Origin of the sequence: Amycolatopsis sp. NPDC051373 (assembly GCF_040689465.1) — a bacterium.
Classification (GTDB): domain Bacteria; phylum Actinomycetota; class Actinomycetes; order Mycobacteriales; family Pseudonocardiaceae; genus Amycolatopsis.
Genome location: NZ_JBFBAE010000028.1, coordinates 44348 through 69278 on the forward strand (window position 1 = coordinate 44348; position 24931 = coordinate 69278).

31 protein-coding genes and 1 pseudogene are annotated in these 24931 nt (G+C 71.4%); 17 read left to right on the forward strand and 15 right to left on the reverse strand.

Annotated features, from left to right (window positions below; genetic code table 11):
* Nucleotides 1-65: 65 nt before the first annotated feature.
* Nucleotides 66-1412 (reverse strand): MFS transporter, encoded by a 1347-nt coding sequence (locus AB0383_RS38875; protein WP_364180198.1) that lies wholly within the window; start codon nucleotides 1410-1412, stop codon nucleotides 66-68.
* A 254-nt stretch (nucleotides 1413-1666) separates the two neighbouring features.
* Between AB0383_RS38875 and AB0383_RS38880 the strand changes: the two genes are divergently transcribed.
* The 8 genes and pseudogenes from AB0383_RS38880 to AB0383_RS38915 all read left to right on the forward strand — a co-directional run bounded on the left by AB0383_RS38880 (nucleotide 1667) and on the right by AB0383_RS38915 (nucleotide 6098).
* Nucleotides 1667-2164, forward strand: a complete 498-nt coding sequence (locus AB0383_RS38880) for a pyridoxamine 5'-phosphate oxidase family protein (protein WP_364180196.1) — start codon at nucleotides 1667-1669, stop codon at nucleotides 2162-2164.
* Nucleotides 2165-2274: 110 nt separating this feature from the next.
* Nucleotides 2275-2682 carry a YciI family protein gene (locus AB0383_RS38885; RefSeq protein WP_364180194.1) on the forward strand — a complete coding sequence of 136 codons (408 nt, stop codon included), beginning with the start codon at nucleotides 2275-2277 and terminating at the stop codon, nucleotides 2680-2682.
* Complete coding sequence (locus tag AB0383_RS38890) at nucleotides 2679-3836, forward strand: sigma-70 family RNA polymerase sigma factor (protein WP_364180192.1); 1158 nt, start codon at nucleotides 2679-2681, stop codon at nucleotides 3834-3836. Before AB0383_RS38885 ends, AB0383_RS38890 begins: the two co-directional genes overlap by 4 nt.
* Nucleotides 3837-3930: 94 nt before the next feature.
* Nucleotides 3931-4188: pseudogene (locus AB0383_RS38895) on the forward strand (DNA polymerase III subunit beta); the annotation flags it as partial.
* A 124-nt stretch (nucleotides 4189-4312) separates the two neighbouring features.
* Complete coding sequence (locus AB0383_RS38900; RefSeq protein WP_366189942.1) at nucleotides 4313-4699, forward strand: VOC family protein; 387 nt, start codon at nucleotides 4313-4315, stop codon at nucleotides 4697-4699.
* A 5-nt stretch (nucleotides 4700-4704) separates the two neighbouring features.
* Entirely contained in the window at nucleotides 4705-5022 is a 318-nt protein-coding gene (locus AB0383_RS38905; protein ID WP_366190010.1) for a metalloregulator ArsR/SmtB family transcription factor, read from the forward strand.
* Nucleotides 5019-5471 carry an SRPBCC domain-containing protein gene (locus AB0383_RS38910; protein WP_366189943.1) on the forward strand — a complete coding sequence of 151 codons (453 nt, stop codon included), beginning with the start codon at nucleotides 5019-5021 and terminating at the stop codon, nucleotides 5469-5471. Before AB0383_RS38905 ends, AB0383_RS38910 begins: the two co-directional genes overlap by 4 nt.
* Before the next feature lie 21 nt (nucleotides 5472-5492).
* Nucleotides 5493-6098, forward strand: a complete 606-nt coding sequence (locus AB0383_RS38915; RefSeq protein WP_366189944.1) for a TetR/AcrR family transcriptional regulator — start codon at nucleotides 5493-5495, stop codon at nucleotides 6096-6098.
* On the opposite strand, the gene AB0383_RS38920 is transcribed toward AB0383_RS38915, so the two are convergent.
* Nucleotides 6066-6884, reverse strand: a complete 819-nt coding sequence (locus AB0383_RS38920; RefSeq protein WP_366189945.1) for an SGNH/GDSL hydrolase family protein — start codon at nucleotides 6882-6884, stop codon at nucleotides 6066-6068. The genes AB0383_RS38915 and AB0383_RS38920 overlap by 33 nt on opposite strands.
* Nucleotides 6885-7009: 125 nt before the next feature.
* Here AB0383_RS38920 and AB0383_RS38925 point away from each other — a divergent pair, with 125 nt between their 5' ends.
* Nucleotides 7010-7897 (forward strand): trypsin-like serine protease, encoded by an 888-nt coding sequence (locus tag AB0383_RS38925; protein ID WP_366189946.1) that lies wholly within the window; start codon nucleotides 7010-7012, stop codon nucleotides 7895-7897.
* A 1-nt stretch (nucleotide 7898) separates the two neighbouring features.
* Here AB0383_RS38925 and AB0383_RS38930 read toward each other — a convergent pair whose 3' ends face one another.
* The 3 genes from AB0383_RS38930 to AB0383_RS38940 all read right to left on the reverse strand — a co-directional run bounded on the left by AB0383_RS38930 (nucleotide 7899) and on the right by AB0383_RS38940 (nucleotide 9722).
* Complete coding sequence (locus AB0383_RS38930; RefSeq protein ID WP_366189947.1) at nucleotides 7899-8423, reverse strand: CGNR zinc finger domain-containing protein; 525 nt, start codon at nucleotides 8421-8423, stop codon at nucleotides 7899-7901.
* Nucleotides 8424-8608: 185 nt separating this feature from the next.
* Nucleotides 8609-9412, reverse strand: coding sequence for a pentapeptide repeat-containing protein (locus AB0383_RS38935; RefSeq protein ID WP_364180180.1), 804 nt, complete (start codon nucleotides 9410-9412; stop codon nucleotides 8609-8611).
* Nucleotides 9413-9536: 124 nt separating this feature from the next.
* Complete coding sequence (locus tag AB0383_RS38940) at nucleotides 9537-9722, reverse strand: hypothetical protein (protein ID WP_364180178.1); 186 nt, start codon at nucleotides 9720-9722, stop codon at nucleotides 9537-9539.
* Nucleotides 9723-9994: 272 nt separating this feature from the next.
* On the opposite strand from AB0383_RS38940, the gene AB0383_RS38945 reads away from it, so the two are divergent.
* On the forward strand, nucleotides 9995-10582 hold the full coding sequence (locus AB0383_RS38945; protein WP_366189948.1) for an SRPBCC family protein: 588 nt from the start codon (nucleotides 9995-9997) through the stop codon (nucleotides 10580-10582).
* Nucleotides 10583-10608: 26 nt separating this feature from the next.
* On the opposite strand, the gene AB0383_RS38950 is transcribed toward AB0383_RS38945, so the two are convergent.
* On the reverse strand, nucleotides 10609-11859 hold the full coding sequence (locus AB0383_RS38950) for a tyrosine-type recombinase/integrase (protein ID WP_366189949.1): 1251 nt from the start codon (nucleotides 11857-11859) through the stop codon (nucleotides 10609-10611).
* Nucleotides 11860-12007: 148 nt separating this feature from the next.
* On the opposite strand from AB0383_RS38950, the gene AB0383_RS38955 reads away from it, so the two are divergent.
* Both AB0383_RS38955 and AB0383_RS38960 read left to right on the forward strand, forming a co-directional pair.
* A complete protein-coding gene (locus AB0383_RS38955; protein WP_366189950.1) occupies nucleotides 12008-13099 on the forward strand; it encodes a response regulator receiver protein in 1092 nt (363 codons plus the stop codon).
* Nucleotides 13100-13380: 281 nt separating this feature from the next.
* Nucleotides 13381-14802, forward strand: coding sequence for a selenium-binding protein SBP56-related protein (locus AB0383_RS38960; RefSeq protein ID WP_366189951.1), 1422 nt, complete (start codon nucleotides 13381-13383; stop codon nucleotides 14800-14802).
* Nucleotides 14803-14834: 32 nt separating this feature from the next.
* Here AB0383_RS38960 and AB0383_RS38965 read toward each other — a convergent pair whose 3' ends face one another.
* Together AB0383_RS38965 and AB0383_RS38970 are read right to left on the reverse strand one after the other, a co-directional pair.
* Nucleotides 14835-15584 (reverse strand): hypothetical protein, encoded by a 750-nt coding sequence (locus AB0383_RS38965; protein ID WP_366189952.1) that lies wholly within the window; start codon nucleotides 15582-15584, stop codon nucleotides 14835-14837.
* Between the two features lie 16 nt (nucleotides 15585-15600).
* Nucleotides 15601-16293 carry a TetR/AcrR family transcriptional regulator C-terminal domain-containing protein gene (locus AB0383_RS38970; RefSeq protein ID WP_366189953.1) on the reverse strand — a complete coding sequence of 231 codons (693 nt, stop codon included), beginning with the start codon at nucleotides 16291-16293 and terminating at the stop codon, nucleotides 15601-15603.
* Between the two features lie 443 nt (nucleotides 16294-16736).
* On the opposite strand from AB0383_RS38970, the gene AB0383_RS38975 reads away from it, so the two are divergent.
* Nucleotides 16737-17033 carry a hypothetical protein gene (locus AB0383_RS38975; RefSeq protein WP_366189954.1) on the forward strand — a complete coding sequence of 99 codons (297 nt, stop codon included), beginning with the start codon at nucleotides 16737-16739 and terminating at the stop codon, nucleotides 17031-17033.
* On the forward strand, nucleotides 16964-17503 hold the full coding sequence (locus AB0383_RS38980; RefSeq protein ID WP_366189955.1) for an FAD-dependent monooxygenase: 540 nt from the start codon (nucleotides 16964-16966) through the stop codon (nucleotides 17501-17503). The genes AB0383_RS38975 and AB0383_RS38980 overlap by 70 nt, the downstream gene beginning before the upstream one ends.
* Here the strand turns inward: AB0383_RS38980 and AB0383_RS38985 are convergent.
* The gene (locus tag AB0383_RS38985; RefSeq protein ID WP_364180165.1) at nucleotides 17487-18329 is read right to left on the reverse strand and encodes a TIGR03621 family F420-dependent LLM class oxidoreductase; all 843 of its coding nucleotides are present in this window, start codon (nucleotides 18327-18329) and stop codon (nucleotides 17487-17489) included. The two genes, AB0383_RS38980 and AB0383_RS38985, sit on opposite strands and share 17 nt — an antisense overlap.
* 98 nt (nucleotides 18330-18427) lie before the next feature.
* On the reverse strand, nucleotides 18428-18913 hold the full coding sequence (locus AB0383_RS38990; protein ID WP_364180163.1) for a MarR family winged helix-turn-helix transcriptional regulator: 486 nt from the start codon (nucleotides 18911-18913) through the stop codon (nucleotides 18428-18430).
* A 178-nt stretch (nucleotides 18914-19091) separates the two neighbouring features.
* Here AB0383_RS38990 and AB0383_RS38995 point away from each other — a divergent pair, with 178 nt between their 5' ends.
* Entirely contained in the window at nucleotides 19092-19688 is a 597-nt protein-coding gene (locus AB0383_RS38995; RefSeq protein ID WP_364180162.1) for an ATP-dependent Clp protease proteolytic subunit, read from the forward strand.
* Nucleotides 19689-19733: 45 nt separating this feature from the next.
* Here the strand turns inward: AB0383_RS38995 and AB0383_RS39000 are convergent, their stop codons facing one another.
* Nucleotides 19734-20675 (reverse strand): AraC family transcriptional regulator, encoded by a 942-nt coding sequence (locus AB0383_RS39000; RefSeq protein ID WP_366189956.1) that lies wholly within the window; start codon nucleotides 20673-20675, stop codon nucleotides 19734-19736.
* Nucleotides 20676-20928: 253 nt separating this feature from the next.
* On the opposite strand from AB0383_RS39000, the gene AB0383_RS39005 reads away from it, so the two are divergent.
* A complete protein-coding gene (locus AB0383_RS39005; RefSeq protein WP_366189957.1) occupies nucleotides 20929-21174 on the forward strand; it encodes a hypothetical protein in 246 nt (81 codons plus the stop codon).
* 162 nt (nucleotides 21175-21336) lie between these two features.
* A complete protein-coding gene (locus AB0383_RS39010) occupies nucleotides 21337-21816 on the forward strand; it encodes an anthrone oxygenase family protein (protein WP_366189958.1) in 480 nt (159 codons plus the stop codon).
* Nucleotides 21817-21849: 33 nt separating this feature from the next.
* Here AB0383_RS39010 and AB0383_RS39015 read toward each other — a convergent pair whose 3' ends face one another.
* Genes AB0383_RS39015 through AB0383_RS39030 form a run of 4 tightly spaced genes read right to left on the reverse strand, consistent with a single transcriptional unit; the run spans nucleotide 21850 to nucleotide 24827 of the window.
* On the reverse strand, nucleotides 21850-22338 hold the full coding sequence (locus tag AB0383_RS39015; protein ID WP_366189959.1) for a GyrI-like domain-containing protein: 489 nt from the start codon (nucleotides 22336-22338) through the stop codon (nucleotides 21850-21852).
* Between the two features lie 20 nt (nucleotides 22339-22358).
* Nucleotides 22359-22679 carry a YciI family protein gene (locus AB0383_RS39020; RefSeq protein ID WP_366189960.1) on the reverse strand — a complete coding sequence of 107 codons (321 nt, stop codon included), beginning with the start codon at nucleotides 22677-22679 and terminating at the stop codon, nucleotides 22359-22361.
* A gap of 10 nt (nucleotides 22680-22689) precedes the next feature.
* Nucleotides 22690-23496, reverse strand: a complete 807-nt coding sequence (locus AB0383_RS39025) for an alpha/beta hydrolase (protein WP_364180156.1) — start codon at nucleotides 23494-23496, stop codon at nucleotides 22690-22692.
* Nucleotides 23493-24827, reverse strand: a complete 1335-nt coding sequence (locus AB0383_RS39030; RefSeq protein ID WP_366189961.1) for an RNA polymerase sigma factor — start codon at nucleotides 24825-24827, stop codon at nucleotides 23493-23495. The genes AB0383_RS39025 and AB0383_RS39030 overlap by 4 nt, the downstream gene beginning before the upstream one ends.
* Nucleotides 24828-24931 lie beyond the last annotated feature (104 nt).

Below are 24931 nucleotides of genomic sequence, written 5' to 3' on the forward strand. Positions count from 1 at the left end.
TGGCCTCTACAAGTTGGGGGGCCCCGCACCGGAATTCCGGTGCGGCGCCCCCCTTCTTTTCGCCGCTAACGGCGGGCGTAGACGCTCACGTCGTCGATGTTCGCCTTCGACCGGTCCGGCAGTGCGATCACACACAGGACCGTGACCACCGCGGACAGCACGATGTAGATCGACACCGAGTACGGCGTGCCCGTCAGGTGCAGCAGCCACGTCGCCAGCAGCGGCGCGGGACCGCCCGCGAACACCGACGCCAGCTGGTAACCGAGGCCGGCGCCGCCGTAGCGCAGGTGGGTCGGGAAGCTCTCGCCGATCAGCGCGGCCTGCGGCCCGTACTGCATCGCGTGCGCGACCAGCGACACGATCACCGCCACGAAGATCAGCGTGTGCCCGCCGTGGCTGAGAATCGTGAAGTACGGGAACGCGATCACCGCCGTGAGCACCGAGCCGGTGAGGTACACCCGTTTTCGGCCGATGCGGTCGGAGAACTGCGAGAACACGGGGATCAGCACCAGCTCCACCAGCGCACCGACGAGCACCGCGTTGAGGACGAACGTCTTGCTGAACTCCGGGCGCTCCACCACATACACGAGCACGAAGCTGGTGAACAGGTAGAACGGCATCTGCTCGCTGAAGCGCAGACCGGCCGAGAGCAGGATCTCCCGCCAGTGGTGGCGCACCGCGTCCTTCACCGGCGCCTTCGACGTCTTCTTGTTCGCCACGACCCCCGCGAACATCGGCGTCTCGAGGATCCGCAGCCGGATCACGAGGCCGATGACCACGAGCACCAGGCTCAGCAGGAACGGGATCCGCCAGCCCCACGAGTCGAAGTCCTCCTGCGACAGCGTGGCCGACAGCAGAGTCATGCCGCCGGTTCCGAGCACCAGCCCGACCGGCACACCGACTTGGGCGAAACTCCCGAGCAGCCCGCGCCGGCGTTGGTCACCCCATTCCATCGCGAGCAGTACCGATCCGCTCCACTCGCCGCCGATCGCGATGCCCTGCACCAGGCGCAGCAGCACCAGGATCAGCGGAGCCGCGATCCCGATCGTCGCGGTGCCGGGCAGTACTCCCACCAGCGCCGACGCCAAGCCCATCAGGAGCAGCGTGACGATCAGCGTCGCCTTGCGGCCCAGCCGGTCGCCCCAGTGCCCGAAGATCGCCGCGCCGACCGGCCGTGCGGCGAACCCGACGGCGTAGGTGGCGAACGACTGCATCACGCCCGCGTAGCCGGTCGACTCGGGGAAGAACAGGTGGGGGAAGACAAGTGCTGCAGCAGTGTTGTACAGGAAGAAGTCGTACCACTCGATCGTCGTGCCGATCGACCCGGCGAGCGCCGCCCGGCGCACCTGGACTCGACGGTCTCCGGAGGAAGCTGCGACTGACTTGGTGACTTCGTTGTCGCCTAGAACCATGATGCACACCTCTCCTGACTGGCGTCACTCAATAGTGTGAGGCACTTGCACTGGTTCGGCGATTCCTGACGAAGGATGCGGGAAGGACGTTTCGTCCTGTCACTCTTTGTGGTCGTAATCCGCCGAAGACCACGGTCTGCGATTGTTCCGAAAAACTTCGCGACGCGATGTCGGGAACCCGTGCGCGGCTCCGTCCCCGAGGCGAACACAGACCGAAGCCCACCGCCCGGATCGACACCACCGAGGAGAATCCCGTGGACCGCAGCCAGATCACCGAGATCCTCAACCGCCCGCTCAGCCAGGAATTGCTGGCGCGCGACCTGACCCGCCTGGCCTACGTCGCCGAGGACGGGACGCCGCGCAACGTGCCCATCGGGTTCACCTGGAACGGCACCGAGATCGTCATGTGCACCACCAAAAATGCGCCGAAGCTGCCGTCGCTGCGGGCCAACCCGATGGTGGCGCTCACCATCGACACCGAGGTGCACCCGCCCAAGATCCTGCTCATCCGAGGCCGCGCCGAGCTCGACGTCGTCGACGGGATCCCCGAGGAGTACCTGCAGATGAACGGCAGCTACGAGATGACCGCCGAACAGCGGGTCGAGTGGGAGGCCGAGATCCGCTCGCTCTACGACGGAATGGTCCGCGTCGTCGTGACCCCGACCTGGGCGAAGCTCATCGACTTCGAGACCACGTTGCCCAGCGCCGTCGAGGAGCTGGTCAAGCAGCGCGCCGAGCGTCAGCAAGCCTGAAAACCCCAGCCCGAAAAAGGTCCGCCGCGGGATGTCGAGAACCCGCGAACGGCTGCGTCCCCGTACCGAACCCGGCCAGAATGGGCCGGACCACACCAAGGAGAACGACGATGGCCAAGTACCTGCTGCTCAAGCACTACCGCGGCGCGCCGGCCGCGGGCAACGACGTGCCGATGGACCAGTGGACCCCGGAGGAGGTCACGGCCCACATGCAGTACTTGCGCGACTTCGCGGCCAAGCTCGAAAGCACCGGCGAGTTCGTGGACAGCCAGGCGCTCTCGCAGGAAGGCACGTGGGTCCGCTCCGGCGGCGAGGGCCGGCCGCCGGTCACCGACGGGCCGTTCGCGGAGACCAAGGACCTCATCGCCGGCTGGGTGATCATCGACGTCGAGACCCACGAGCGCGCGATCGAGCTCGCCGGCGAGCTGTCCGCGTCACCGGGTGCGGGCGGGAAGCCGACCCAGGAGTGGCTCGAGGTACGCCCGTTCTACGGCGAGTGCCCCGCCATCACCGAATGACGGCACCGGTGGACGAAACCCTGCTGCGGACCCTCACACCGGCGGTGATCGGGATCCTCGGCCGGCGCGGAGCGGATTTCGCGGCGGCCGAGGATGCGGTGCAGGAAGCCCTGGTCGAGGCCGTGCGCGTGTGGCCGCACGACCCGCCGCGCGACCCGAAGGGCTGGCTGGTCACCGTCGCGTGGCGCAAGTTTCTCGACGCCGTGCGCGCCGACTCCTCGCGGCGCGACCGCGAGCTGCGCGCCGACGAGGAGCCCGAACCCGGCCCGACCGAGGTCGCGGACGACACACTGCAGCTGTACTTCCTGTGCACCCACCCGTCGCTGACCCCGGCTTCGGCCGTCGCGCTCACGTTGCGCGCGGTCGGCGGGCTGACCACTCGGCAGATCGCGCAGGCCTACCTCGTGCCCGAGGCGACGATGGGCCAGCGCATCACCCGGGCCAAGAAAACCGTGGCGGGCGTGCGCCTGAACCAGGCCGGCGACGTCGGCACGGTGCTGCGTGTGCTGTACCTGGTCTTCAACGAGGGCTACTCCGGCGACGTCGACCTCGCCGCCGAGGCCATCCGGCTCACGCGCCAGCTCGCCGCCCGGATCGACCACGAGGAGGTCGCGGGCCTGCTCGCGCTCATGCTGCTGCACCACGCCCGCCGCCCGGCCCGGACCACCGCCGACGGCCGGCTCGTGCCCCTGGCCGATCAGGACCGCAGCCAGTGGGACACGGCCCTGATCGCCGAGGGCGTCGACATTCTGCAGGCAGCGCTGGCGCGCGACCGGCTGGGCGAGTTCCAGGCCCAGGCCGCGATCGCCGCGCTGCACGCCGATGCGCAGGCTGCCGAAGAGACCGACTGGGTGCAGATCGTCGAGTGGTACGACGAGCTGGTGCGCCTCACCGACAGCCCGGTCGCCCGGCTCAACCGGGCCGTCGCGGTCGGGGAGGCCGACGGCCCCCGCGCGGGCCTGGCCGCGCTCGCGGAGCTCGACCCCACCCTGCCCCGCCACACCGCCGCGTCGGCGTACCTCCACGAACGCGACGGCGACCCGGCCACCGCGGCCCGGCTCTACGCCGAAGCCGCGGCGGCCGCGCCCAACCTCCCCGAACGCGAGCACCTCACCCGCCAGGCCGCACGCCTGAACTCCCGGCTGCGCGAGTGAACGCAGCCCGGGGTCAGGTGGTCGCGCAGATGTCGCGGTAGAGCTTCCGCCGCGCAGCAACGCGGCGAGCGCCGCGGCCGACCCGGCGGCGCGCATGAAGATCCGTGTCGAGCGCGACGGGCTTGCCGACGCCGTCGCCTGGGTGGCCAGGAGCCTCCCGTCCCGGCCTCCGGTGCCGGTGCTGGGCGGTGTGCTGCTCGACGCGGGTGCGGACGGGGAGTCCGACGCGCTCACGGTGTCCGGGTTCGACTACGAGGTCTCCGCCACGGTGGGTGTCCCCGCGACGATCGCCGACGGTGGCCGCCTCCTGGTCTCCGGCCGCCTCCTCGCCGACATCACCAAGGCACTGCCCCCCGGGCGCGTACCCGGTCGAACCGGTCTGCGCCCTCCGAATCCGTGCCCGACCGTCTCCACCAACCCCGGCGCAGCGCCCTGCCGCTTGACACGTAGGAATTATCCTACCTATTGTTTCCGGCATGACCGTCTCCCGCATCCAGTTCCTCACCGTGCCGGTGGCCGACCAGGCGAAAGCCCGCGACTTCTACGTCGGGAAACTCGGGTTCGAGGTCGTCGTCGATCGCAACGGCCCGGCCGGACGGTTCGTGATGGTGGCGCCGAAGGGCGCGCAGACCGGCCTGGTGCTCGTCGACTACCCGATCTCCGGTCTCACGCTCACCGGCCCGCTGCACTTCCAGCTCGACACCACCGACCTCGACGCCGACGTGGCGGCGTTGCGCGACAACGGGATCGAGGTCCCCGAGCCGCAGGCGATGCCGTGGGGCCGCGCGACCTCGTTCCAGGACCTCGATGGCAACGGCGTCGGCCTGCTCGAGCCCTCGGCGTTCGGCAACCGGCCGGGCTGAGCGGCGTGCCCGTCAACGACGACGTCTTCGCCGCGCTCGCCCACCCCGCGCGGCGCGAGGTGCTACGGCTGCTGCTCGAAGGCCCGATGGCCGCCGGCGATCTGGCCGAGCGCTTCGACATGCGCCGGCCGAGTCTGTCGGAACACCTGCGCGTGCTGCGGGAAGCCGGCCTGGTCACCGAGCAACGCGCCGGGCGCAACCGGCTCTACTCCCTCGAAGCCGCGCCGCTGGAGGAAGTCACGACGTGGCTGCACCCGTTCGAGCAGTTCTGGCGCACGAAGCTCACCAACCTGCGTGACCTGCTCGACGAGGAGGACCTGTGACCGAGACCGCGCCGAACCCGGAAGACCCGACGGCGGTGCACGTCGACCAGTTCCTGCCGCACGCCGCGCGCAAGGTTTGGCGCGCGCTCACCGAACCCGAGCTGCTGGAACGCTGGCTCGCGATGCCCAACGACGTCAAACCTGTGGTGGGACACCGCTTCGAGCTGCTCGCGCAGCCGGTGCCGGCGGCCGGGTTCGCGGGCGGGCCCGTGCAGTGCGAGGTGCTCGTGGCCGACCCCGAACGCGAGCTGAGCATCAAATGGGGTCCGAAGTGGACGGTCACGTGGCGGCTCGTGCCGGAGGGCACCGGCACCCGGCTGTTCCTCAGCCACGAGGGCTTCGACCCGAACGACGAGTTCGAGCGCGTGTCCCGCCGGATCATGGGCGGCGGCTGGCGCTCGCACGTGCCGCGGGCCCTGGAACGCGTGCTCAGCGCGCTGCCCGGCTGAACCCGGCTACGATCAGGCACCGTGACGGAGTCCAAACCGCTGCGCGCCGACGCCCGGCGCAACCGGGCCAAAGTGCTCGAAGCCGCGGAGACGGTGTTCGCGGCAAAAGGCACGGGCGCCCCGACCGAAGAGGTCGCACGCGAGGCGGGCGTGGGCGTCGGCACGGTGTTCCGGCACTTCCCGACCAAGGAGGCGCTGCTCGAAGCGGTGCTCTACGCGCGGCTGCACCGCTTCGTCGACGAGGCCGAGGCGGTCGTCGCGCAGGACTCACCCGACGCCGGCGCCGCGTTCTTCACGTTCCTGACCAGCTGGATCGAGATGTCCAGCGCCAAGAACGCCTACTTCGAAGCCCTCAGCGCCGCGGGCGTCCACGTGCCGAAGGCGGGCTCGGACGTCGCCACCCGGCTGTTGGAGGCGCTCGGGGTGCTGCTGCGCCGCGCGCAGGACGCCGACGCGGTGCGCGCCGACCTCACCGTGGCCGAGCTGATCCCGGTGATCATCGGCACGGCCAAGGCCGCCGAGCACATCGGCGCCGACTGCGCGCTGCGCGACCGCGTGGTCGCGATCCTGTTCGACGGCCTGCGCCCGGCCTTGTCAGCCGCGCACGCCCCGCGCGTCGGTGCTTGACTCAAGCACGCCTGACTCGAGAGCACCTGATCCGAACGGTTCCAGCACCGGGCGTTTCGGGCTCATCGTGTCGCCGGAGGACTCGCCGCGCAGGCGGCGCTGCACCCAAGGCCACGCGTGCTCGCGACTCCAGCGCAGGTTCTCCTCACGGCGGTCGCGGGTCGACAGGTGCGGGCGCGGCCCCAGCTCGCCCGAGGTGAGGTCGTGGGGGACCCCGAGCACGTCGAGTACCGCGATCGCGATCTCGAGGTGGCCCCGGGAGTTGAGGTGCAGGCGGTCCGGTGCCCACAGCCGCCGGTCGCGCAGCTGCCGCATCGACCACATGTCCACCAGCAGCGTGCCGTGGCGGGCGGCGATGCCGCGCACGTTCTCGTTGTAGATCGCGACGCGCCCGCGCATCTGCCGGAACAGCGCGTCCTCCACCCCGTCGACGCCGGTGAACAGCACGACCCGGGCGCCGGTCCCGCGCAGCCGGGCGACGGCGAGCTCATAGGAGTCGGTCAGCGCGTCGATGTCGACCTTCGGGCGCATGAGGTCGTTGCCGCCCGCGTAGAGCGTGATCAGGTCCGGTTCCATCGCGATCGCCGGCTCGACCTGCTCGGCGAGCACCTGCGGCAGCAGCTTCCCGCGGATGGCGAGGTTGGCGTAGCGGAAGTCCGGCTCACGGACGCTCAGCACCTCGGCGACGCGGTCGGCCCAGCCGCGCACGCCGTTCGGTGCGGCGGGATCGTCGTCGCCGACACCTTCGGTGAAGGAATCGCCCAGGGATACCAAGCGGTAGGTCATAACGAGAACCCTAATGCAGCCCGAATCGTCCCTTGATCACCTTTGGTGTCACAGAGTGACGAGATTCGCTGAGATTTCTCCACGGATGGCTGAACTTCTCGGCCTCTCCGTCCGTTGTTGCGAGTGTGAAGTCACGATCCGGTCACCGTCGCTCCCGCCACGGCGCGCTGGCACTCGCCATCGTTGCAGGTGCGGGCCTCGCCGGCGGCTACGTCACCGTCCAGAAGGGTCCGGCAGCGTCCGCCGCCGGGACCGCCGACGCGGAAGTCGCGCACACGCGGGCGGGCGCGCTCGGCCAGGGCTCGTCAGCCCAACCGAAGCCGGCGCCCAGCAGCACTGCTCCCGCCTTGCCGCCGAGCGTGATGCCGTTCAACGCGAAGCTCACGTCGAAGGACATCCCCGTCGAGGGCGGCGGCGTGCGCGGCGGGGGCTGCAGCGGGTCCCTGATCGCGCCGGACTGGATCATCACGGCCGGGCACTGCTTCCACGACCTCGACGGCACCCGCGTCGGCGGCACGCCGCAGTACCACATGACGGTGGCAGTCGGGAAGATCAACGACGACGACCCCCGCGGGCACGTGGTGCAGGCCGTGGACGTGCGCCAGTCGCCGGTCAACGACCTCGCGCTGGTCAAGCTCAGCGCCCCGATCACCGACATCGCGCCGCTGACGCTGCCGACCGGTCCGCCGAAGGTCGGCGAGGACGTCGACTTCGTGGGCTGGGGCTCGCTCTCGGCCACCGTCGTCGCGCCGGCCGACCACATGAAACGCGGCCACTTCGAGGTCAGCGAGATCCGCCACACCGAGCTCGACATGAGCCCCCGGGAGGCGCGCACCGTCGAGAACAGCCCGTGTCACGACGACTCGGGCTCACCGTTTTTCATCCCCGAGGGCGACCAGAAGGGCCGGCTCGTGGCGATCGAGGACAACGGCCCGGACTGCCCCCAGCCCGGTGTGGAGACCACCGCGCGCGTGGACACGATCCTTGACTGGATCCACGAGCAGATGAGCTGAGTCAAGCGCTGAGCTGCCGGGCCCGGTGGTCGGCGACGTTGACCCGCGTGCCGCACCGCGTCGAGCAGAAGCGGCGGCGGCCGTTGCGCGAGGTGTCGACGAAGGCGATCCCGCAACCCTCGCGTGCGCACAGGCCGAAGCGGTCAGGCGCTTCGCACACAAGGTGGGCGAGCCCGCCGGCCGAGTGCGCCTGAACGCGTTCCACGGCCTCGGCGTCTTCGCCGGCGTAGTGCAGGTGCGGGGGTTTGCCGTCGTGGCCGGAGATGTGCGGGCGCACCGCCGCGGTGAGGAGCAGCCGGTTCACCAGCTCCACCTGGTCCGCTTTGCCCGCGGCGAAGACCTCACGCAGCCGCCGGCTCCAGTCGAGGATGCGGGCGCCTTCGTCGTCGGTGAGCCCCATCAGCGTCATGCCGTGGGCCCGGCAGGTGCTCAGCACGTCCTCCGCCGAGACGCTGTCGTCCCGAGCCAGCGTGGCCAGCGCCGCGGCCACCTGAGCGCCGGAGCCGCCGTAAGGGTTGAAGTGCACTGACTCATTACAGCACGATCGGGGCATGGATGAAGTCCGTTGCCCCCGTTGTGGCTGGCCCCTGGCCGAACTGCCCCCGTCCGCCGTCGTGCCCGCCTCGCGCGGCAGTCGTGCCGACTACGTTCGCTGCCTGTGCGGCAGCTGGGTCGCACGGCTCGGTGGCGTGGTGGTCGGGTCGACGCGGGCTACCAGTGAGCGGGCCGGCTGAGGCGCTCGGTGAGCTGGGTCGTGGCGTCGCCGCGGGCGGCGTTGACCTGCGACTGCGTGAGGAACAGGCACGCGGTGAGGTCCGCGCCGCGGACGTCGGCGTCGCGCAGGTCCGCCCCGATCAGGTCGGCCTGGCGAAGATCGGCGCCGCGCAGGTCCGCGGCGATGAGGTAGGCCCCGCGCAGGTTCGCGCCCCGCAGGTCCGCGTTCGCGAGCTTGGCCCCCATGAGATCGGCACCCCGGCGGTCCTTCTTCTTGCCGCGCACCCCGTCCCGCACGAGCCGGCTCGTGGCCTGCAGCAGCACGTCCACGCGGGCGCGTTGCTCGGCGACGTCCAGCGCGAGCAGGGTGTCGGGGTCGCTCAGCGTGAGTTGTTCGGTCTCGGCGAGCGCGGCGTCGAGACCGGCGTGCAGCTCCCGCGTGACAGCCAGGGACCGGGCTTCGGTGAGGTACCAGAGCAGTTCGTGCAGCTGGCGCATCACGGGCAGCGCGGCGAACATCCGCTTCGCGCCAGCCGGTTCGCTGCGCCAGTCGCGCCCGGCAAAGGTGATCTGCGAGATCTTCTGCCCGGCGCCGAAGCAGTCGTAGACGGTGCAGCCGGAGAACCCCTTGTCCCGCAGGCGATCGTGGATGCCGCAGCCGAACTCCGGTTCCAGGTTGGGGCACGGATCGCCGGCCGCCTTGTTCATCGCGAAGTCCGCGGAACGCGTGAAGGTGAGGGCGACGCAGCACAGCCCGAAGCAGCTGCCGCAGTCGGCAGTGAGCGAATCGTGGTGGGACAAGTGTTCTCCTGGCCGGCGGGGTTCTCACCAGGGTATCGGCGCCGCTGTTGGCGCTCTGGACCACCGGCACGGCGACTGGCAGGCCTTCGGCCTGCTGTGATCCCCGGTTGGATGGCCGAGACTGTCAGGACGTCCAGCCGGCTGGTTTGTCCGGCGAGAAGTATGCGGCGAACATGTCGAGGGCCGGCTCGACCAGGAGGGCGTACCGGCCCTCGACGAAGCCGGCGTGCTGATCGTTGCCCAGCTGGAGCGAGCCGACGCCGGCACCGAGGGCGATGAACAGACCGACGCCCCGTTCCGACGCGGCCACCGGATGCAGCTCATGGCGATCGACGGCAGCCGTGAATGCCCGGCATGGTCAACTCCTGCACGGCCAGGCTGGGACGGTACGCCTGCGGCGACGGTTCGAACCCGGGCACCGCCGGGAGGGCGCAGCCCGACCCGCCTCGCCACCTCCGACAAGTTGAGCGCGGTGGCACCCTTCTCGGTCACGACCTCGAGCGCCGCGTCGAGGATCTCCTCGATCGCTTGCAGCCGCAGCCGCTCGCGCCGCCCTGAGGGCGGCGAAGTGCGGAGAGCGACGTGCGTCGAGAGGCCGGATCGATCGGCGGTGAGAAGCATCTGCTCCTGGGAGGGGACGATGTACGGCTCACCCGCGACGAGGTGCGTCGGCATGTCGAAGCCGACCCTCGGACGCTCTACGACCTGGTGTCGGACGTGACCCGGACGCCCGAGTGGAGCCCGGAGGTGATCGAGTGCCGTTGGCTCGACGGCGCGAGTGGTGCGGCGGTGGGCGCCGAGTTCCTCGCGCGCAACAAGCGGCGCTGGTTCACCTGGTCGAACAAACCGGTCGTCGAAGTCGCGGATCCGGCACGGGAGTTCAGCATCCGCCGGACCGAACGCGGCGGTGGCGGCATCCGGTGGAGGTACGTGTTCCGCCCGGACGCGACCGGTACCGCGGCGATCGAGTCCTACGAGGTCGTTGAATCCGTGCCGCGAGGCCTGCACGTGATTCTGCGGGTGTTCTTCGGCGTTCGAGATCTGGAGGCCGACCTCAACGCCAACATGCGCGCGAGGCTCGATCGGCTCGCTTGGATCGCCGAACGGGAAATCTGCCGCCACCGGGCACCGCGCCGCCGGCTCGCCGGAGGCCTGACCACAGCGCCGTGACAAGACCTCAGCGCCGTGACCGGACCTCAGTCGGCGCCGGTGTCGTCGGGGAACCAGCTGCTCGCGACGAGGTCGACAGCGCTGCGTTCCGGGGCGCGGGCGGCGTGGTCGTAAGTCTGCTGGGTGGTGTCGATGCTGCTGTGACCGACGTCGGCCTGCACGTGGACCAGTTGGGCGCCCGCTTCGACGGCGGTGGTGACGTAGAAGTGGCGCAGCGCGTGGGGGTGCATGGCGCCGGCGACGGGTTCGAGGTCGGTGCCGCCGGTGGCGGTGATGCGGCGGAGCAGCTGCCAGATCGCCTGGCGTTGGTAGCGGTTGCCGGTGCGGGTCTGCAGTAGCGGTGACGGCGGGGCGTGGCGCGCTTGGGTCCGGCGTTCGACGGTGGTCTCGCGTGAGGCGGCCGCGGTGTCGCGGGCGGAGAGGTAGCTCATGAGCGCGTTCTCCGCCGGGACGCTGAGGTAGACCACGCGCGTCTTGCCGCCCTTGCCGAGCACGCGCAGCGCGCGGCGGCCGCGGGTGACGTGCAGGTCGGAGCGGTCCAGCCCACACAGTTCGCTCACGCGCAGCCCGAGCGTGAAGAGCGCGACCACGGCCACCGCGCGCGCCGTGTCCAACGGACTGGCGCCGCGCCGGGGTGTGCCGGCGGCGGTGTAGAGGGCACGGACCTGCCGTGTGGTGAGGGTGACGGTGCCGGACGTGCTGCTCGCGGCCGTGGCGAGGCCGAGCCGGCGGCGGTTGAGGGCGGCGGGGTTTCCGGTGACGAGGCCCGTGTCGGCGAGGTAGCCGTAGAGCGATTTGACGGTCGCGAGCATCCGGTCGCGCGTCGCGGGGGCGGCGTCGGCGGTGGCAAGGGTGTCGAGCCAGCTCTTGACGTCGGCCGAGGTGGCGGCCATCGGATCGAGGCCGCGCGTGACGCACCAGCGGAACCAGTGGTGCGCGCGCAGCCGGCCGCGCGGTGCGGGCGGGGGAGCGGAGGCGGAGCTCGGGCTCGGGCTCGGGGTGAGGCGGAGGGCGTCGGCGTAGTGGAGGACGGCCGTCCGCCAGGTGTCGAGGTGGCGCCCCGGTTCGGCCCACTCGGCGAGGTCGGCCGCGGTGACGGGGAGACCGAGTCCTTCGGCGTAGGTGCGGCGGGTGGCCTGGTTTCCGTAGCCGGCGAGCCAGTCCGCGATCGCGTCGAGCAGCGCGGCGGGGTCTTCGACGCCCGGCCAGACGTCGTGATCGGCCGAGAGGGGGTACCCAGTTTTCGAGCCGGTTTCGAGGCTCACGATCTCACTCACAGCTGCTGATGCCGTCACTCTCCGTCAATCGATCATTTTCTCTGGCAGCTTAGCAACAAAAGCTCTCTTCTGTAGCTGACCTAGGTATTAAGTTAGATAACTACAACCTCGGTTAGAAGTTATATAACCAATCAGATACGCTTCAGGGGTGACTGAGGGAGCTGTGATCGAGGACCGGACGGCCGCGCTGTGTGGGTTCCGGCAGTGCCGGGCGCCGTTGCCGCCGCCGGGACCGCGTGGGGGCCGGCCGTTCGAGTTCTGCCCGGACCGCCGCTGGCCCGGGGACCGCACGTGCAAACAACTCGCCGCCGCCGACCAAGCGCTGCGCGAAGCACTGGGCGATTCGGTCTCCCACGCCGGCCTCACCGACGCGGCCGCGCAGTTCGTCCGCGCCGCCACGGAGCTGGGTGGGCCGCTGCAGACCCTGCGCAACGCCCTCGACAGCGTCGCCGCCCGCGCCCAGGACGAGGTGACCTCCGCCCTCACCCGCGCCGAAACCGCGGAAGCCCGTGCCACCGAAGCGGACGGCCTCCGCCAAGCCGCCGAAGCTCGCGCAGTGGAAGGCGAACAAGCCACCGCCGCCGCCCAGGCCCACGCCCAGGAACAGGCCGACCTGGCGAAAGCCGCCGACGAAATGGCCGCGGCAGCGGTGAAAGCCCGCAAGGCGGCCGAGCTCGACCAGGCCCGCGCCGAAGCCTCCGCCACCGCCGCCGCCGAACGCGCCGAGCGCGCCGCCGGCGACACCCGCACCGAACGCGCCCGCGCCGACGCCCTCGCCGCGGAGCTCGCTCAACGCTCCGAGCAGCTCGCCGTCCGCGCCACCGAACGCGACGCGGCGCTCACCAGCCTGGCGCAGGCACGCGCGCGCGAAGAGGAGGTCCGGCGGGACCTCACCGGCCGGCTCGACCAGGCCAACGAGGCACTCACCACCGCCCGGGCCCACCTCGGAGACCTGGAGCGACGTCTGGACGCTGCTCATCAGCACCAGCGCACGGAATCCGCCGCCTCGGCCGAAGCCGTCGCGGAGGCGCGCAGCCGGTCCGCTGTCCTGGCCGGCCGGCTGGACGCGGCCGAGGAGCAGCTCACCCGGGCCGCGGAGCACCACGCCGGCTTGCGGTCCCGGCTCGAGCGCGTGCACAGGCTCGCGCTGGCGGCTCCCACCGAGAACGCCGACCTGCGCGCGGATCTGCTGGCGGAACTGCTCGATCTGCCCGGGGAGACCCCTCCGCCCGGGCCGTGAAGTTTCAACCGCACGCCGCTTCGGCCGCCGTGAGACCACGCCGTGCCGGCCGGGGTGACTGACGGTTCGCGCACCTGCCGTGGGCGGCGTTCGGAGCCGTTTTCCCTTGAGCAGCAGAGGAAGGCGGTCGTCGTGCGCCGGTCGCGCACCGAGCAGGCGGTCGCCCGCAGTTCCGGCAGAGCCGTCGCACGCGTCGTCTGACGTGCGCGTTCGTGCCTTGCGGCCACGACGGCACGCGCGGGACATTGGCCGCGGGAATCGGACAGGGGAGGGAGAACGTGATGACCGGGCAGTCAGCACAGTCGCAGACCGATCCGACCTTCTACCGCAGCCCCGGCGACGCGATCGCGGCCCCGCCGGAGAAGCTCGCGTACGTCGTGGCATTCGACCGGACGGCCGCCAAACCGGACGCCCTGGCGACGGTCGACGTGGATCCCGACTCGGGCACGTACGGCAGCGTGGTCGGCTGGTCGGAGCTGCCAACCATCGGCGATGAGCTGCACCACTTTGGATGGAACGCGTGCAGTAGCGCGTTCGCGCACACCGGGCACGACCCCGACGGCCTGCGCCGCCGATTCCTGCTGCTGCCCGGGATCCGTTCGTCGAACATCCACGTGTTCGACACCCAGCCCGATCCGCGCCAGCCTGTCCTGCACAAGACGGTGACCGCGGCCGAGCTGGCCGAGAAGGCGGGATACTCCCGTCCGCACACCTCCCACTGCGGGCCGGACGGCGTGTACGTGTCGTGTCTCGGCGCCGGGGAAGGCTCGGGCGGTCCGGGCGGCATCGCGCTGCTCGATCACGACACGTTCGACGTGGTCCGCGCGTGGGAGACCGAGCGGGGCCCGCAGTACCTGGCCTACGACGCGTGGTGGCACCTCAACCGCAACGTCCTGATCAGCAGCGAGTGGGGCACCCCCGCCATGATCGAGGACGGCATCAATCCGGAGCTGCTGCTGGGCCACAAGTACGGGCACGCACTGCACTTCTGGGACCTGGCCGAGGGCCGCCACCTCCAGAGCGTCGACCTCGGCGAGCAGCACCAGATGGTGCTCGAGGTGCGCCCGGCACACGACCCCGACGCCACATGGGGGTTCGTCGGCGTGGTGGTGTCCACCGAGGACCTGTCGGCGTCCGTGTGGCGCTGGCACCTCGACGGCGACACCTGGGCGGTGGACAAGGTGATCACCGTGCCTGCCGAGCCCGCCGACGCCGCGGACCTGCCACCGGCGCTGCGGCCGTTCGGTGCCGTGCCGCCCCTGATCACCGACATCGGCCTCAGCGTGGACGACCGGTTCCTGTACGTGTCGTGCTGGGGCATCGGCGAGCTCAAGCAGTTCGACGTCAGCGACCCCGCCCGGCCGCGGGAGACCGGTTCGGTGCGCCTCGGGGGCATCACCGGCCGGCTCCCGCATCCGGCCGCGCCGTCGCTGCAGCTCTCGGGTGGCCCCCAGATGGTCGAGGTGAGCCGCGACGGTCGCCGGATCTACGTCACCAACTCCCTCTACGGCGCCTGGGACGACCAGTTCTACCCGGACGGCGTCGGGGCCTGGATGGCGAAGCTCGAGACCGATCCCGCCGTCGGCGGGCTGCGCGTCGACGGGAAGTGTTTCCTGCACGGCGACGACTTCCGTGGCCTGCGCCCGCACCAGGTCCGGTTGGAGGGCGGCGACGCCTCGTCGGACTCGTACTGTTTCCGTTGACCTGAGCATCCGACCGCGACCGGCCGAGTCGGTCAGTTCGCGGTTTCGGTGAAGGGGGACGCGCAGAGACTGCAGGTGATCGGCCCCAGCTCGAGGATCGACCGGGCCGCGCGGATGCGGCGCGGCTTGTCGCACCCGCATACCGCGGCCACGTAGTTCGGCCCGCCGCGGTGAGCACCGCGGCCGTCCACCGGCGCGATCACGACTGGAGTCGGTGCCGGCACGACGACATCGGGCTGGTCGGCATCCGTGGGCAGCGGCTGCGGAGCCTGCGCACGGACCGCAACCTCCTGCTCGGTGTGCCGCCACACCGTCAACGCCCTTTCGAGAGCGTGCAGCGAATCCGCGTAGGCCTCGATTGTCTCGGGCAAGGCGGTGGTGGCCGACCACCCGATCCGATCCGCCTGCTCGGCCCGTACACCCAGCTCGTGGGCGAGCGCCGCGAACCGCTTGTTGTGGTACCGCCCGTCGCTCACGTCCACGATGTCGCGCGTGGCGGCGAGACCGTGGGCGGCTTCGTGCAGCGTGGTGGCCAGGATGTCGGTGGCGGGGCGGCGCAGGCCTTCGGCACCGAGGAAGAACTCGGCGCGCGGATCCTCGCCGGGGCCGACGTGCCAGCGGGAGCGGGCGAAGTGGCCGTGGATCTCGGTGGTGGTGCCCATCGTGCCGGACGCCAGGACGAGGATGGCCTCGGGCACGTCGGGGTTGCGGTGGCGGATTTCGGCCCACAGCTGTTCCATCGCGTGCATGACGCGGGTCGTCGGGCCGAGTTCGGGGATCACGCCGCGATCTTGCCGCTTAAGCGGTAACCGGGCCACCGAGGCCGTCGAGAACGCGGGCGAGGCCGGCGTCGAACGCGGTGTCCGGGTCGGGGTGGGAGCCGAGGTCGACGGCGCGGGCGAGGGTGGGGTAGCGGCCGGTCGCGAGCATGCGCCGCAGGTAGGGAGCGGACGCGCGTTGCCACTGTGCTTCGTCCTGGCCGGACTTGCGTTCGCGGCGCAGCTCGGTGATCTCGCTGCGGACGGCGCCGGTCACGTAGGAGTGCACGGCGTGCACCGCGACGAGCGCGTCGTCGATGTCGCCTTCGTCGGCGGTGGCGAGCGAGGCTTCGAGGTAGGCCAGCGCGTTCGGGCCGAGCCCGGGACGCCCGCCGAGCAGGTCGGCGAACCATTCGTGCCGGTGTGCCGCCGTGCGAACCGCGTGGGCTAGCGCCCGCAGGCCCGTGCGACGGTCGGTGCCGGGCTCGGGCAGGGGCAGCTCGCCATAGACGGCGTCGGCCATGAGGTCGAGCAGTTCGTCCTTGGTGGAGAGGTAGCCGTAGAGGCGCATCGGCCCGGCGCCGAGCGCGGCCCCGACCTTGCGCAGCGACACGGCTTCCAGCCCTTCGGCGTCGGCGAGTGCACAGGCCGCGGCGACGATCCGCTCCCGGCTCAGCGGGGTCGGCGCCGATCTGGCCGGCGGCTCGGGCCGTTCCCACACCAGTTCGCTCATCGCGGTAACGATACACCGCACTTGCTGATACAGCGTATTTTAGAAATACACCGTATCGATCGGAGTTCTCATGCCTCGTATCGCCATCGCCGGAGGGGGCCTCGGTGGCCTGACGCTCGCCCGGGTCCTGCACGTCCACGGCATCCACGCCGACGTCTACGAACGCGACACCGGCCCGACCGCTCGCATCCAGGGCGGCACGCTCGACCTGCACCTCGCCGGCGGCCAGCTCGCGCTGCGCGAAGCGGGGCTGACGGCCGGGTTCCGCGCCATCGCCCGGCCCGGAGGGCCAGGACCTGGCGCTCCACGACCACACCGGCACCCCGCTGCTGCGCGAGGACACGCCCGACGACGCGTTCGGCCGCCCGGAAGCCGACCGTCCCGCGCTGCGCAAGCTGCTGCTCGACGCCCTGCCGCCCGAGACCGTCCACTGGGGACGCGCCGTGGAGGACATCACGTCGCTCGCCCACGGACACCGCCTGCACCTGGCCGACGGCAGCGCCGCCGACTGTGACCTCCTCGTCGGCGCGAACGGCGCCCGTTCCCGCGTGCGTCCGCTCGTCACCCCTGCCGAACCGGCGCACACGGGCGTGAACGCGATCGAGCTCGTGATCCCGGACATCGACCTCGCCCATCCCGCGCTCTCGGTGCTGGTCGGGCGCGACAGTTCATGGCGATCGGCCCCAACCGCACGCTGTCCGCGCAGCGCAACGGCGACGGCAGCGCCCGGGTGCACCTGACGATGCGCGGTGAGGAGGACTGGTTCGCAACCTCGGGCATCGCATTCGACGACCCGGCGATCGCCCGGATCCAGCTGCAGGACCTCTACGCGGGCTGGGCCCCGGAGTTCCTGCAGCTGGTCGCCGCGGCCGAAGGACCGATCACGCCGCTGCCGATCACGGCGCTGCCGGTCGGCTTGAAATGGGATCCGGTTCCGGGAGTGACGTTGCTGGGCGACGCGGCGCACCTGATGCCGCCGTTCGCCGGCGCGGCCGCGAACCTGGCGATGCTCGACGGCGCCCGGCTCGCCTTGGCGCTCGCGTCGGCAGAAGACGTGCGCGGCTTCGAGGAGGAGATGTTCGCCCGCGCCGCCGAGGAGGCGCGGGACTCGGCGGCGAACCTGGCGAAGTTCCTGTCGCCGCGCGGCGCCCAGGGGGTGCTGGAGCTGATGCGGTCCCTGTGCGCCGTGGACGTCAGCTCAGGTGCTTGATGACCTCGGCGAACGCGGCGAGGTGCGGTTCGAGCACGCTGATGTAGGTGGTGCCGAACGTTTCGCGGTACCGCTCGAGCCGCTCCGCGATCTCGCGTGGCGAGCCCACGAGCACACCGGGCAGCTCGGCGAGCTGTTCGTCGGGCAGGCCGCTGGCCTGACGGATGACGCCGAGGTCGAGCGCCTCGACGCTGTCGCCGACGGCGGCGACGAACAGGTTCAGCTCGATGTCGCCGAAGCGGTCGCCGGCGGCGTCGCGCAGCACCTGCACGCGGTGGGCGAACGCGTCTTCCGGGGCGGTGCCTGCGGTCACGCCGGCCATGATCGAGAAGCTGAAGATGTCGGCTTCGCGGCCGCCGAGTGCCACCATGCGGTCGCCCGAGCCGGACAGCATGATCGGCGGCACCGTCGCGCCGGTTTCCGCGGCCAGCAGCTCGCGTGTGGCCTTGAGCGTGGACTCCAGCTTGCGGATGCGCTCACCGCCGGAGCCCATCGGCACGCCGACGGCCTCGAACTCGTTCGGCATGTAGCCGGTGCCGAGACCGAGCTCGAGCCGGCCGTCGGTGAGGCGCTGCACGTCGGCAACGTCGCGCGCGAGGTAGGCAGGGCTGAGGATGCCGGCGTTGAGCACGTAGGTGCCCAGCCGGATGCTCGTGACGTCGGCCGCCGCGACCAGCGCGGGGAAGGGCGAGGGCATCCCGAGGTGGTCGGGCACCTGGAGCACGTCGTAGCCGCGGTCCTGCACCTCGCGGGCACGGGCGCGCCAGTCCGTGCGGGAGCCGACGTTGAGCAGGGAGACCCCGAAGCGGAACGGGCGAGTAGTCATAGGGGCGGATCCTTCGCATGCGGACGAACGGAGAAAGCCGGTACGGCCTCCGGCTCACACGTACGCCACGCTAGTCCCGTTCACCGCCATGATCGAGATCACGAGGTTTCGCGACCCTTACCGGTGACGCGGGGTTCGCGCAGGTGGTCGAGGACCCGCCCGAGCTGGTGGACGAACTGCTCGCGCTCGGCCGCGGGCAGGGGCGCGGTGAGCTCGTCCTGTACGTCGTCGAGGGCTTTCGTCATCGCGGCGAGGTGGGTGCGGCCTTCGCCAGTGAGGGTGACGACGTTGCGGCGCCGGTCGGCCGGGTCGGGTGCGCGCAGTACCAAGCCGGCGGTCTCCAGCTCGCCGACGGCCTCGACAACGTAGCTGCGGTCGATGCGGCAGCGCCGTCCGAGCGCGGCCTGGCTCGCGGGGCCGAACTCGTCGAGGGCGGCGAGCAGCGCGTAGTGGTAGCGGCGGAACCCGGCGGCGTCGAACGCGTCGCCCACCAGCCGCGTGACCTGTGTGGCGAGCTGGGTGACGAGCCAGCTGGGCCGGCTGCGCAACAGGGTGGGGACGCGGTCGTCCCCGGTGTTCTGCATGGGCAGAGCGTAACGGCGGCCCGTGGTCGCGACGCGGGAAGTGACTGCTTCGCGCAGCTACCTCGGGTGATCGCCGGGAGCGAACCGCGCACGCCGTGAGCGAACGCCGTCCCCACGGCCTCGTCCGCGCTCCTACGTTCGGGGCGGACAGGGATCTCGCACGGAGAAGGAGAAGACGATGACGCTGACGGTGGTTCCCGCGATGCACGCGGCGGGGCAGCAGCCGAACGAGTCGGTGTACGAGCAGTTGCTGCGCGACCGGATCGTGTTCCTGGGCACCGAGGTGACCGACGAGGTGGCGAACCGGATCACGGCACAGCTGTTGCTGCTCGCCGCGGACGACTCCGAAAAGGACATCACCTTCTACCTCAACTCGCCCGGCGGCTCGGTCACGGCGGGGATGGCGATCTACGACACGATGCAGCTGGTGAAGCCGGACGTGGCGACGTGGGGACTGGGGTTCGTGGCGTCGATGGGGCAGTTCCTGCTCTCGTCGGGCACGCCGGGCAAGCGGCACCTGCTGCCGAACACGCGGATCGTGATGCACCAGCCCTCGGCGGGGATCTCGGGGGCGGCGACGGACATCGCGATCCAGGCGGAGGTGTTCGGGAAGATGAAACGGCGGATCGCGGAACTCACGGCGGCCCAGACGGGGCAGCCGGTGGAACGCATCACCGCCGACGCCGACCGCGACCGGTGGTTCGACGCCGAGGAGGCGCTGGCCTACGGGTTCGTGGACCACATCGTGGGCGCGGAGCGGGTGGCGACGGCCTGACTGGCCCTTCCCGACGGACACTCGGGCACGCGCGTCCCGACGTCCTCACGCCGGGACGCGCGTGCGGTACTGCTGGGGGCTGCGGCCGTATTCGCGTTTGAACGCGGCGCTCAACGCGAACGCGCTGCCGTAGCCGACCCGGCGGGCGATGGCGCCGATCGTCGCGTCGGGTTGCTGGCGCAGCAGGTCGGCGGCCAGCGCGAGGCGCCACGCGGCGAGGTAGGCCATCGGGGGCTCGCCGACGGTGGCGGTGAAGCGCCGCGCCAGGGCGGCACGGGAGACGCCGGTGCCGGCGGCGAGCTCGGCGACGGTCCAGGGGTGGGCGGGCTGGTCCTGCAGCAGCCGCAGCGCGCGGCCGGCCACGGGGTCGTCGTGGGCGCGGTACCAGGCGGGCGCCGCTGAGCCGGGGCGGGCGAACCAGGTGCGCAGCGCGGCGATGAGCAGCAGGTCCAACAGCCGGTCGAGGACGGCTTCCTGGCCGGGCACGTCTCTGCCGATCTCGGTCGCGAGCAGCGGCACGAGCGGGCTGTCCCAGTCGGCCGCGCGAACCAGCAGGGTCTGGGGCAGAGCGGCGAGCAGCCGTCGCGACACCTCGCCCACCCGCGGATACGTCCCGGTGAGCAGCACGGTGGTGCCACCGGCGGGGGTGCCCCAGGTGCGGACGCCGACGTCGACGAGGTCGATGAGGTGCTCGCCGTCGGGAGTGCGGCACTCCTGGCCGGGCAGGATCACCGCCTGCGGCGGAGTGGCCGGGTCGTCGGCGAACAGGTACGGATCCGGGCCGAGGGCGATCGCGATGTCCCCCGCCTCCAGGTGCGTGGCGTCACCGTGGTCGGGCACGAGCCACGCCTCACCGGTCACCACCGCCACGATTGTCAGCGGTGCCTCGTCTTCGATGCGCAGCGACCACGGCGGCGTCAGGACCGAGCGGAGCAGGAAGGCCCCGTGCGCGCGGGGCCCATCGAGCAGCGCTGCGAGCGGATCCATGCGCAGCAGTGTAGACGCTGGAACATGCGATTGAGCTGATGAACCATGGAGAGTCTCATCTGCGGGCGCTTCACTGGCTGGCATGACAAACACAACTCTGGTTCTGGGCGGTACGGGTAAGACGGGGCGCCGGGTGACGCAGCGGCTGACTGCGCGCGGTGGTGTTTTCTGCCCCGGCTCCGCCGGGGCGTGCGAGATCGCCTTTGAGCGATCTCGCGGGTGGGTCGGGTGAAGAGACGTGAGTGAGCAGGTGATGAGTGAGCAGGTGGTGCGGGAGTCGGGTGCGGCGTGGACGGTGCTGCGGGCGAGCTGGTTCTTCCAGAACTTCAGCGAGCACTTCTTCCTCGAGCCGGTGCCGGCGGGCGAGATCGCACTGCCTGCCGGGCAGACCACGGAGCCGTTCGTGGACACCGACGACGTCGCCGACATCGCGGCCGAGGCGCTGACCACGGGTGCGCTCGACGGCCGCACGCTGGAGCTGACCAGTCGCGGCTGCTGACGTTCGGCGACGTGGCCGGGGAAATCTCCGCCGCGATCGGGCGGGATGTCCGCTATCGTCCGGTTTCGGCGGAGGAGTTCGTGCCCGCTCACCCGACCCCAGCGCTCAGAGGCGATCTCGCACGCCCCGGCGGAGCCGGGGCCAAAAACACAGGAGCACGTGATGTCCACAGCGTCCGGAGTGGTCCTCGTGGTCGCGATCGTCGCGGCGGGGCTGATCGCGGGGTTGTTCTACTCCTACGCGGTGTCGGTGATGCCGGGCCTGGCGCGGGCCGACGACCACACGTTCGTGACGGCGATGCGCGAGATCAACATCGCGATCGTCAACGGCTGGTTCCTGCTCACGTTCCTCGGCGCGCCCCTGCTGGCCACGGCCGCTGTGGTGTTGGACCTGGTGGCCGGCGGACGTGGGGCGCTGCCGTGGCTGATCGCCGGCTTCGCGCTGCTGCTGGCGATGATCGTGATCTCGGCCGTGAAGAACATCCCGATGAACAACGCGCTGGACCGCGGCATGGCTTCGCTCGCCGAGCTGCGCGGGCAGTTCGAGACGAGCTGGGTCCGATGGAACCTGTTGGGTGCCTTCGCCTCGACGGCCGGGTTCGCGTGCCTGCTGGGCGGGTGGCTGGCCCGCGGGACCGGCTGACGCGGTGCCGGAGCCGGTCCCGCGGCGCGCGGGTCAGTCGGCGAGGCGGAAGTACAGGTCGGTCTCCCACTTCGTGGCGTCGGGTTCCACGCGCGGGTCGGTGCGGTAGACCTCGAGGCGCCCGGTCCAGTGATCGCCGTCGGCGGCCTGGGTGCGGTCCCAGTGCACGCCTTCGGCCGCGCCCCAGGTGAGGACTTCGGCGGTGGCGGCGACGAGTCCGTCCGGCGCCCCGTGGTGGGTGGCCATCACGTATTTCCCGCCGGGCACGACGTCGTTGAGGTACTCCTCGCCCAGCTCGACTGGCGCGGCGACGGGCACGCCGGCTTCCACCGTCAGGTTCGCCATGTCCGGGCCGATCACGAGGTAGCGGAAGAACGGCGCACCGGCCGGCGTGACCCCGCGTTCGGCGAGGGCGCCGACGATGGCGGCGATGCGGTGCGCGACCTCGCGCAGCCCGTCGAAGCCGACGGTCGCGCGGTAGCCGACGTAGGGCTGGTCTTGGCGGTCCACCAGGGACGGCATGGGTTCTCCTCGTGGTCGGGTCAGCCCAGCATGGGGCGGACTTCGATGGTGCCGTACGCGGCGGCGGGGTGGCGGGAGGCGATGTCGACGGCCTCGTCGAGGTCGGCGCAGTCGATCATGACGAAGCCGCCGATCTGTTCCTTGCTCTCGGTGAACGGGCCGTCGGTCAGCAGGATGTCGCCGCCGCGTACGCGCACGGTCGTGGCCGTGGCGGGCGGGTGCAGGCCGCCACCGCCGACGAGGATGCCGCGGGCGAGCAGGTCGTCGGTCCAGCCGCCGCAGCCGGCGATCTTCTGTTCCTCGGTGGGTTCTTCGCCGGCGATCATGAGCAGGTAACGCATGAGCTGCCTCCTAGGCGTGGGTGAGGACTTCGGTCAGGCGGGCGGCGAAGGGGCCGGGCTCGCCGGCGAATCCGCCGTGGTCGCCGGGGAATTCCACGGCCTCCCGCCCGAGTGCGCGGGCCAGTTCGAGCCCGGCGGTGTGGGCGGGGGTGCCTGCCGCGGCCTTGCCGACGGCGACAACGAGGCGGGTGTCGGTGGCGCGCAGGGCGTCGAGGTCGGGTTCCCAGGCGCCGACCGCGGCCATGAGGTGGCCGAAGAAGAAGGCGAAATTGCCCTGCATCCGTTTGCCCTGCTCGATTTCCTCGGCCGTCGGGTTCGCCGGTGGCGGCGGCACGTCGAACCCGGACGCCGCCATGAACGCGCCGAGCGCGGCCTCGACGCCCTGCTCGCGGTAGATCGCCGGGATGTCGGGGAAGTCGGCGAGCATCTCGCCGAGGTAGCGGCTGACCGGCGGCTCGTGCGCGACCAAGGTCGCCACCTCGGCCGGGTGGCGCTGGGTGTGCTCCAGCATCGTGATGGCGCCGCCGCTGTTGGCGAACACGTGGGCGGGCCCGCCGCCGAGCTCGGTGAGCAGGCGGTGCACGTCGTCGGCGTGCTCACCGACGAGGTCGCTGCCGGGTTCGCCGGCGATCGGGCTGCGCGAGATGCCGCGCGGGTCGAAGGTGACCACGGTGTAGTGGTCGGTCAGGTGCGGGCGCAGGCCGGTGAACGCCGTGGCGTCGGCGGGGCCGCCGGGCACGAGCAGCAGCACGGGGCCGTTCCCGTCGACGTCGTAGGTCAGCTCGGCGCCGGGTACTCGCAGGGTCTTGGTGATCATCGCGGTCCTTCCGGTTCACGGGTCGGTTCGTCTCTCCGACGAACGGGGGGCGCCGGGACCGACACTGCGGCTCCGGAATTCCCGGGAGATGTTTCGGCGAGCCTGCGTCGCAGGTAGCTGCGCTCGGCGTCGGTGCGGGCGAGGTCGAACGCGTCGGTGTACGCGGCGTGGGCTTCGGCGGTGCGGCCGAGACGGCGGAGGAAGTCGGCGCGGGTGGCGGGTAGCAGGTGGTAGCCGGCCAGCGTGCCGCGGGCGGTGAGCTCGTCGGCGAGCGCGAGCCCGGTTCCGGGCCCGAACGCCATCCCCGCGGCGACCGCGTGGTTCAGCTCCACGACGGGGGTGGGCAGGTGGCGGCGCAGCTCGCGGTAGAGGCCGGCGATCTGGGCCCAGTCGGTGTCGGCGGCGCGCGCGGCCGTGGCGTGACACGCGGCGATCGCGGCCTGCACCTGGTACGGCCCGGGGCTGCGGCGACGCAGCGCGCCTTCCAGCAGGGTGGTGCCCTCGGTGATCGCGGCGGCGTCCCAGCGGCCGCGGTCCTGTTCCTCCAGCGGTACGAGCTCTCCGCCGTCGGCGACGCGGGTGGCGCGGCGGGCGTGCTGCAGCAGCAGGAGTGCGAGCAGGCCGGTGGCCTCGGGTTCGTCGGGCATCAGGTGCGCGAGCACGCGGGCGAGGCGGATCGCTTCGGCGGCGAGGTCGGGGCGTTGCAGGTCGGGTCCGGCGCTGGCGGTGTAGCCCTCGTTGAACAGCAGGTACAGCACGCCGAGCACGGCCGCGGTGCGTTCGGGCAGCAGGTGCGCGGGCGGTACGCGGTAGGGGATGCCCGCGCTGCGGATCTTGCGTTTCACCCGCACGAGCCGCTGCGACATCGTGGCCTCCGGGACGAGGAACGCGCGGGCGATCTCGGCCGTGCTGAGCCCGGCGAGGGTGCGCAGCGCGAGCGCGACCTGCGCTTCGACGGCGAGCGCCGGGTGGCAGCAGGTGAAGATGAGGCGGAGGCGGTCGTCGGGCACGGTGCCGTCGTCGGTCGGTGGTTCGTCGGGGACGATCATGCGCGCGGCCTCCCGGAGCTTGCCCGCGCCGACGGCGTCGCGGCGGATCCGGTCGACGGCTCGGTTGCGGGCGGCGGTGGTGAGCCAGGCCCCGGGTTTGGCCGGGATGCCGTCGCGCGGCCAGGTGCGCACGGCGAGGGTGAAGGCGTCCTGGGCGCACTCCTCGGCGAGGTCCCAGTCGCCGGTGACCCGGATGAGGGTGGCCACGACCAGCGACCACTCTTCCCGGAACGCCCGCGCGACGGCGGCCTCCACCGCGGCGTCTCGCCCGTGCTCGTCCACCCGTGCTCCCTCCGGTACCGGCTCGCTCATACCCGCTCGACGAGCGGACCGGGGCGAAACCGACACCCGGATGCGAACCTAAGCCGGGGGACCGACAGTCTCCA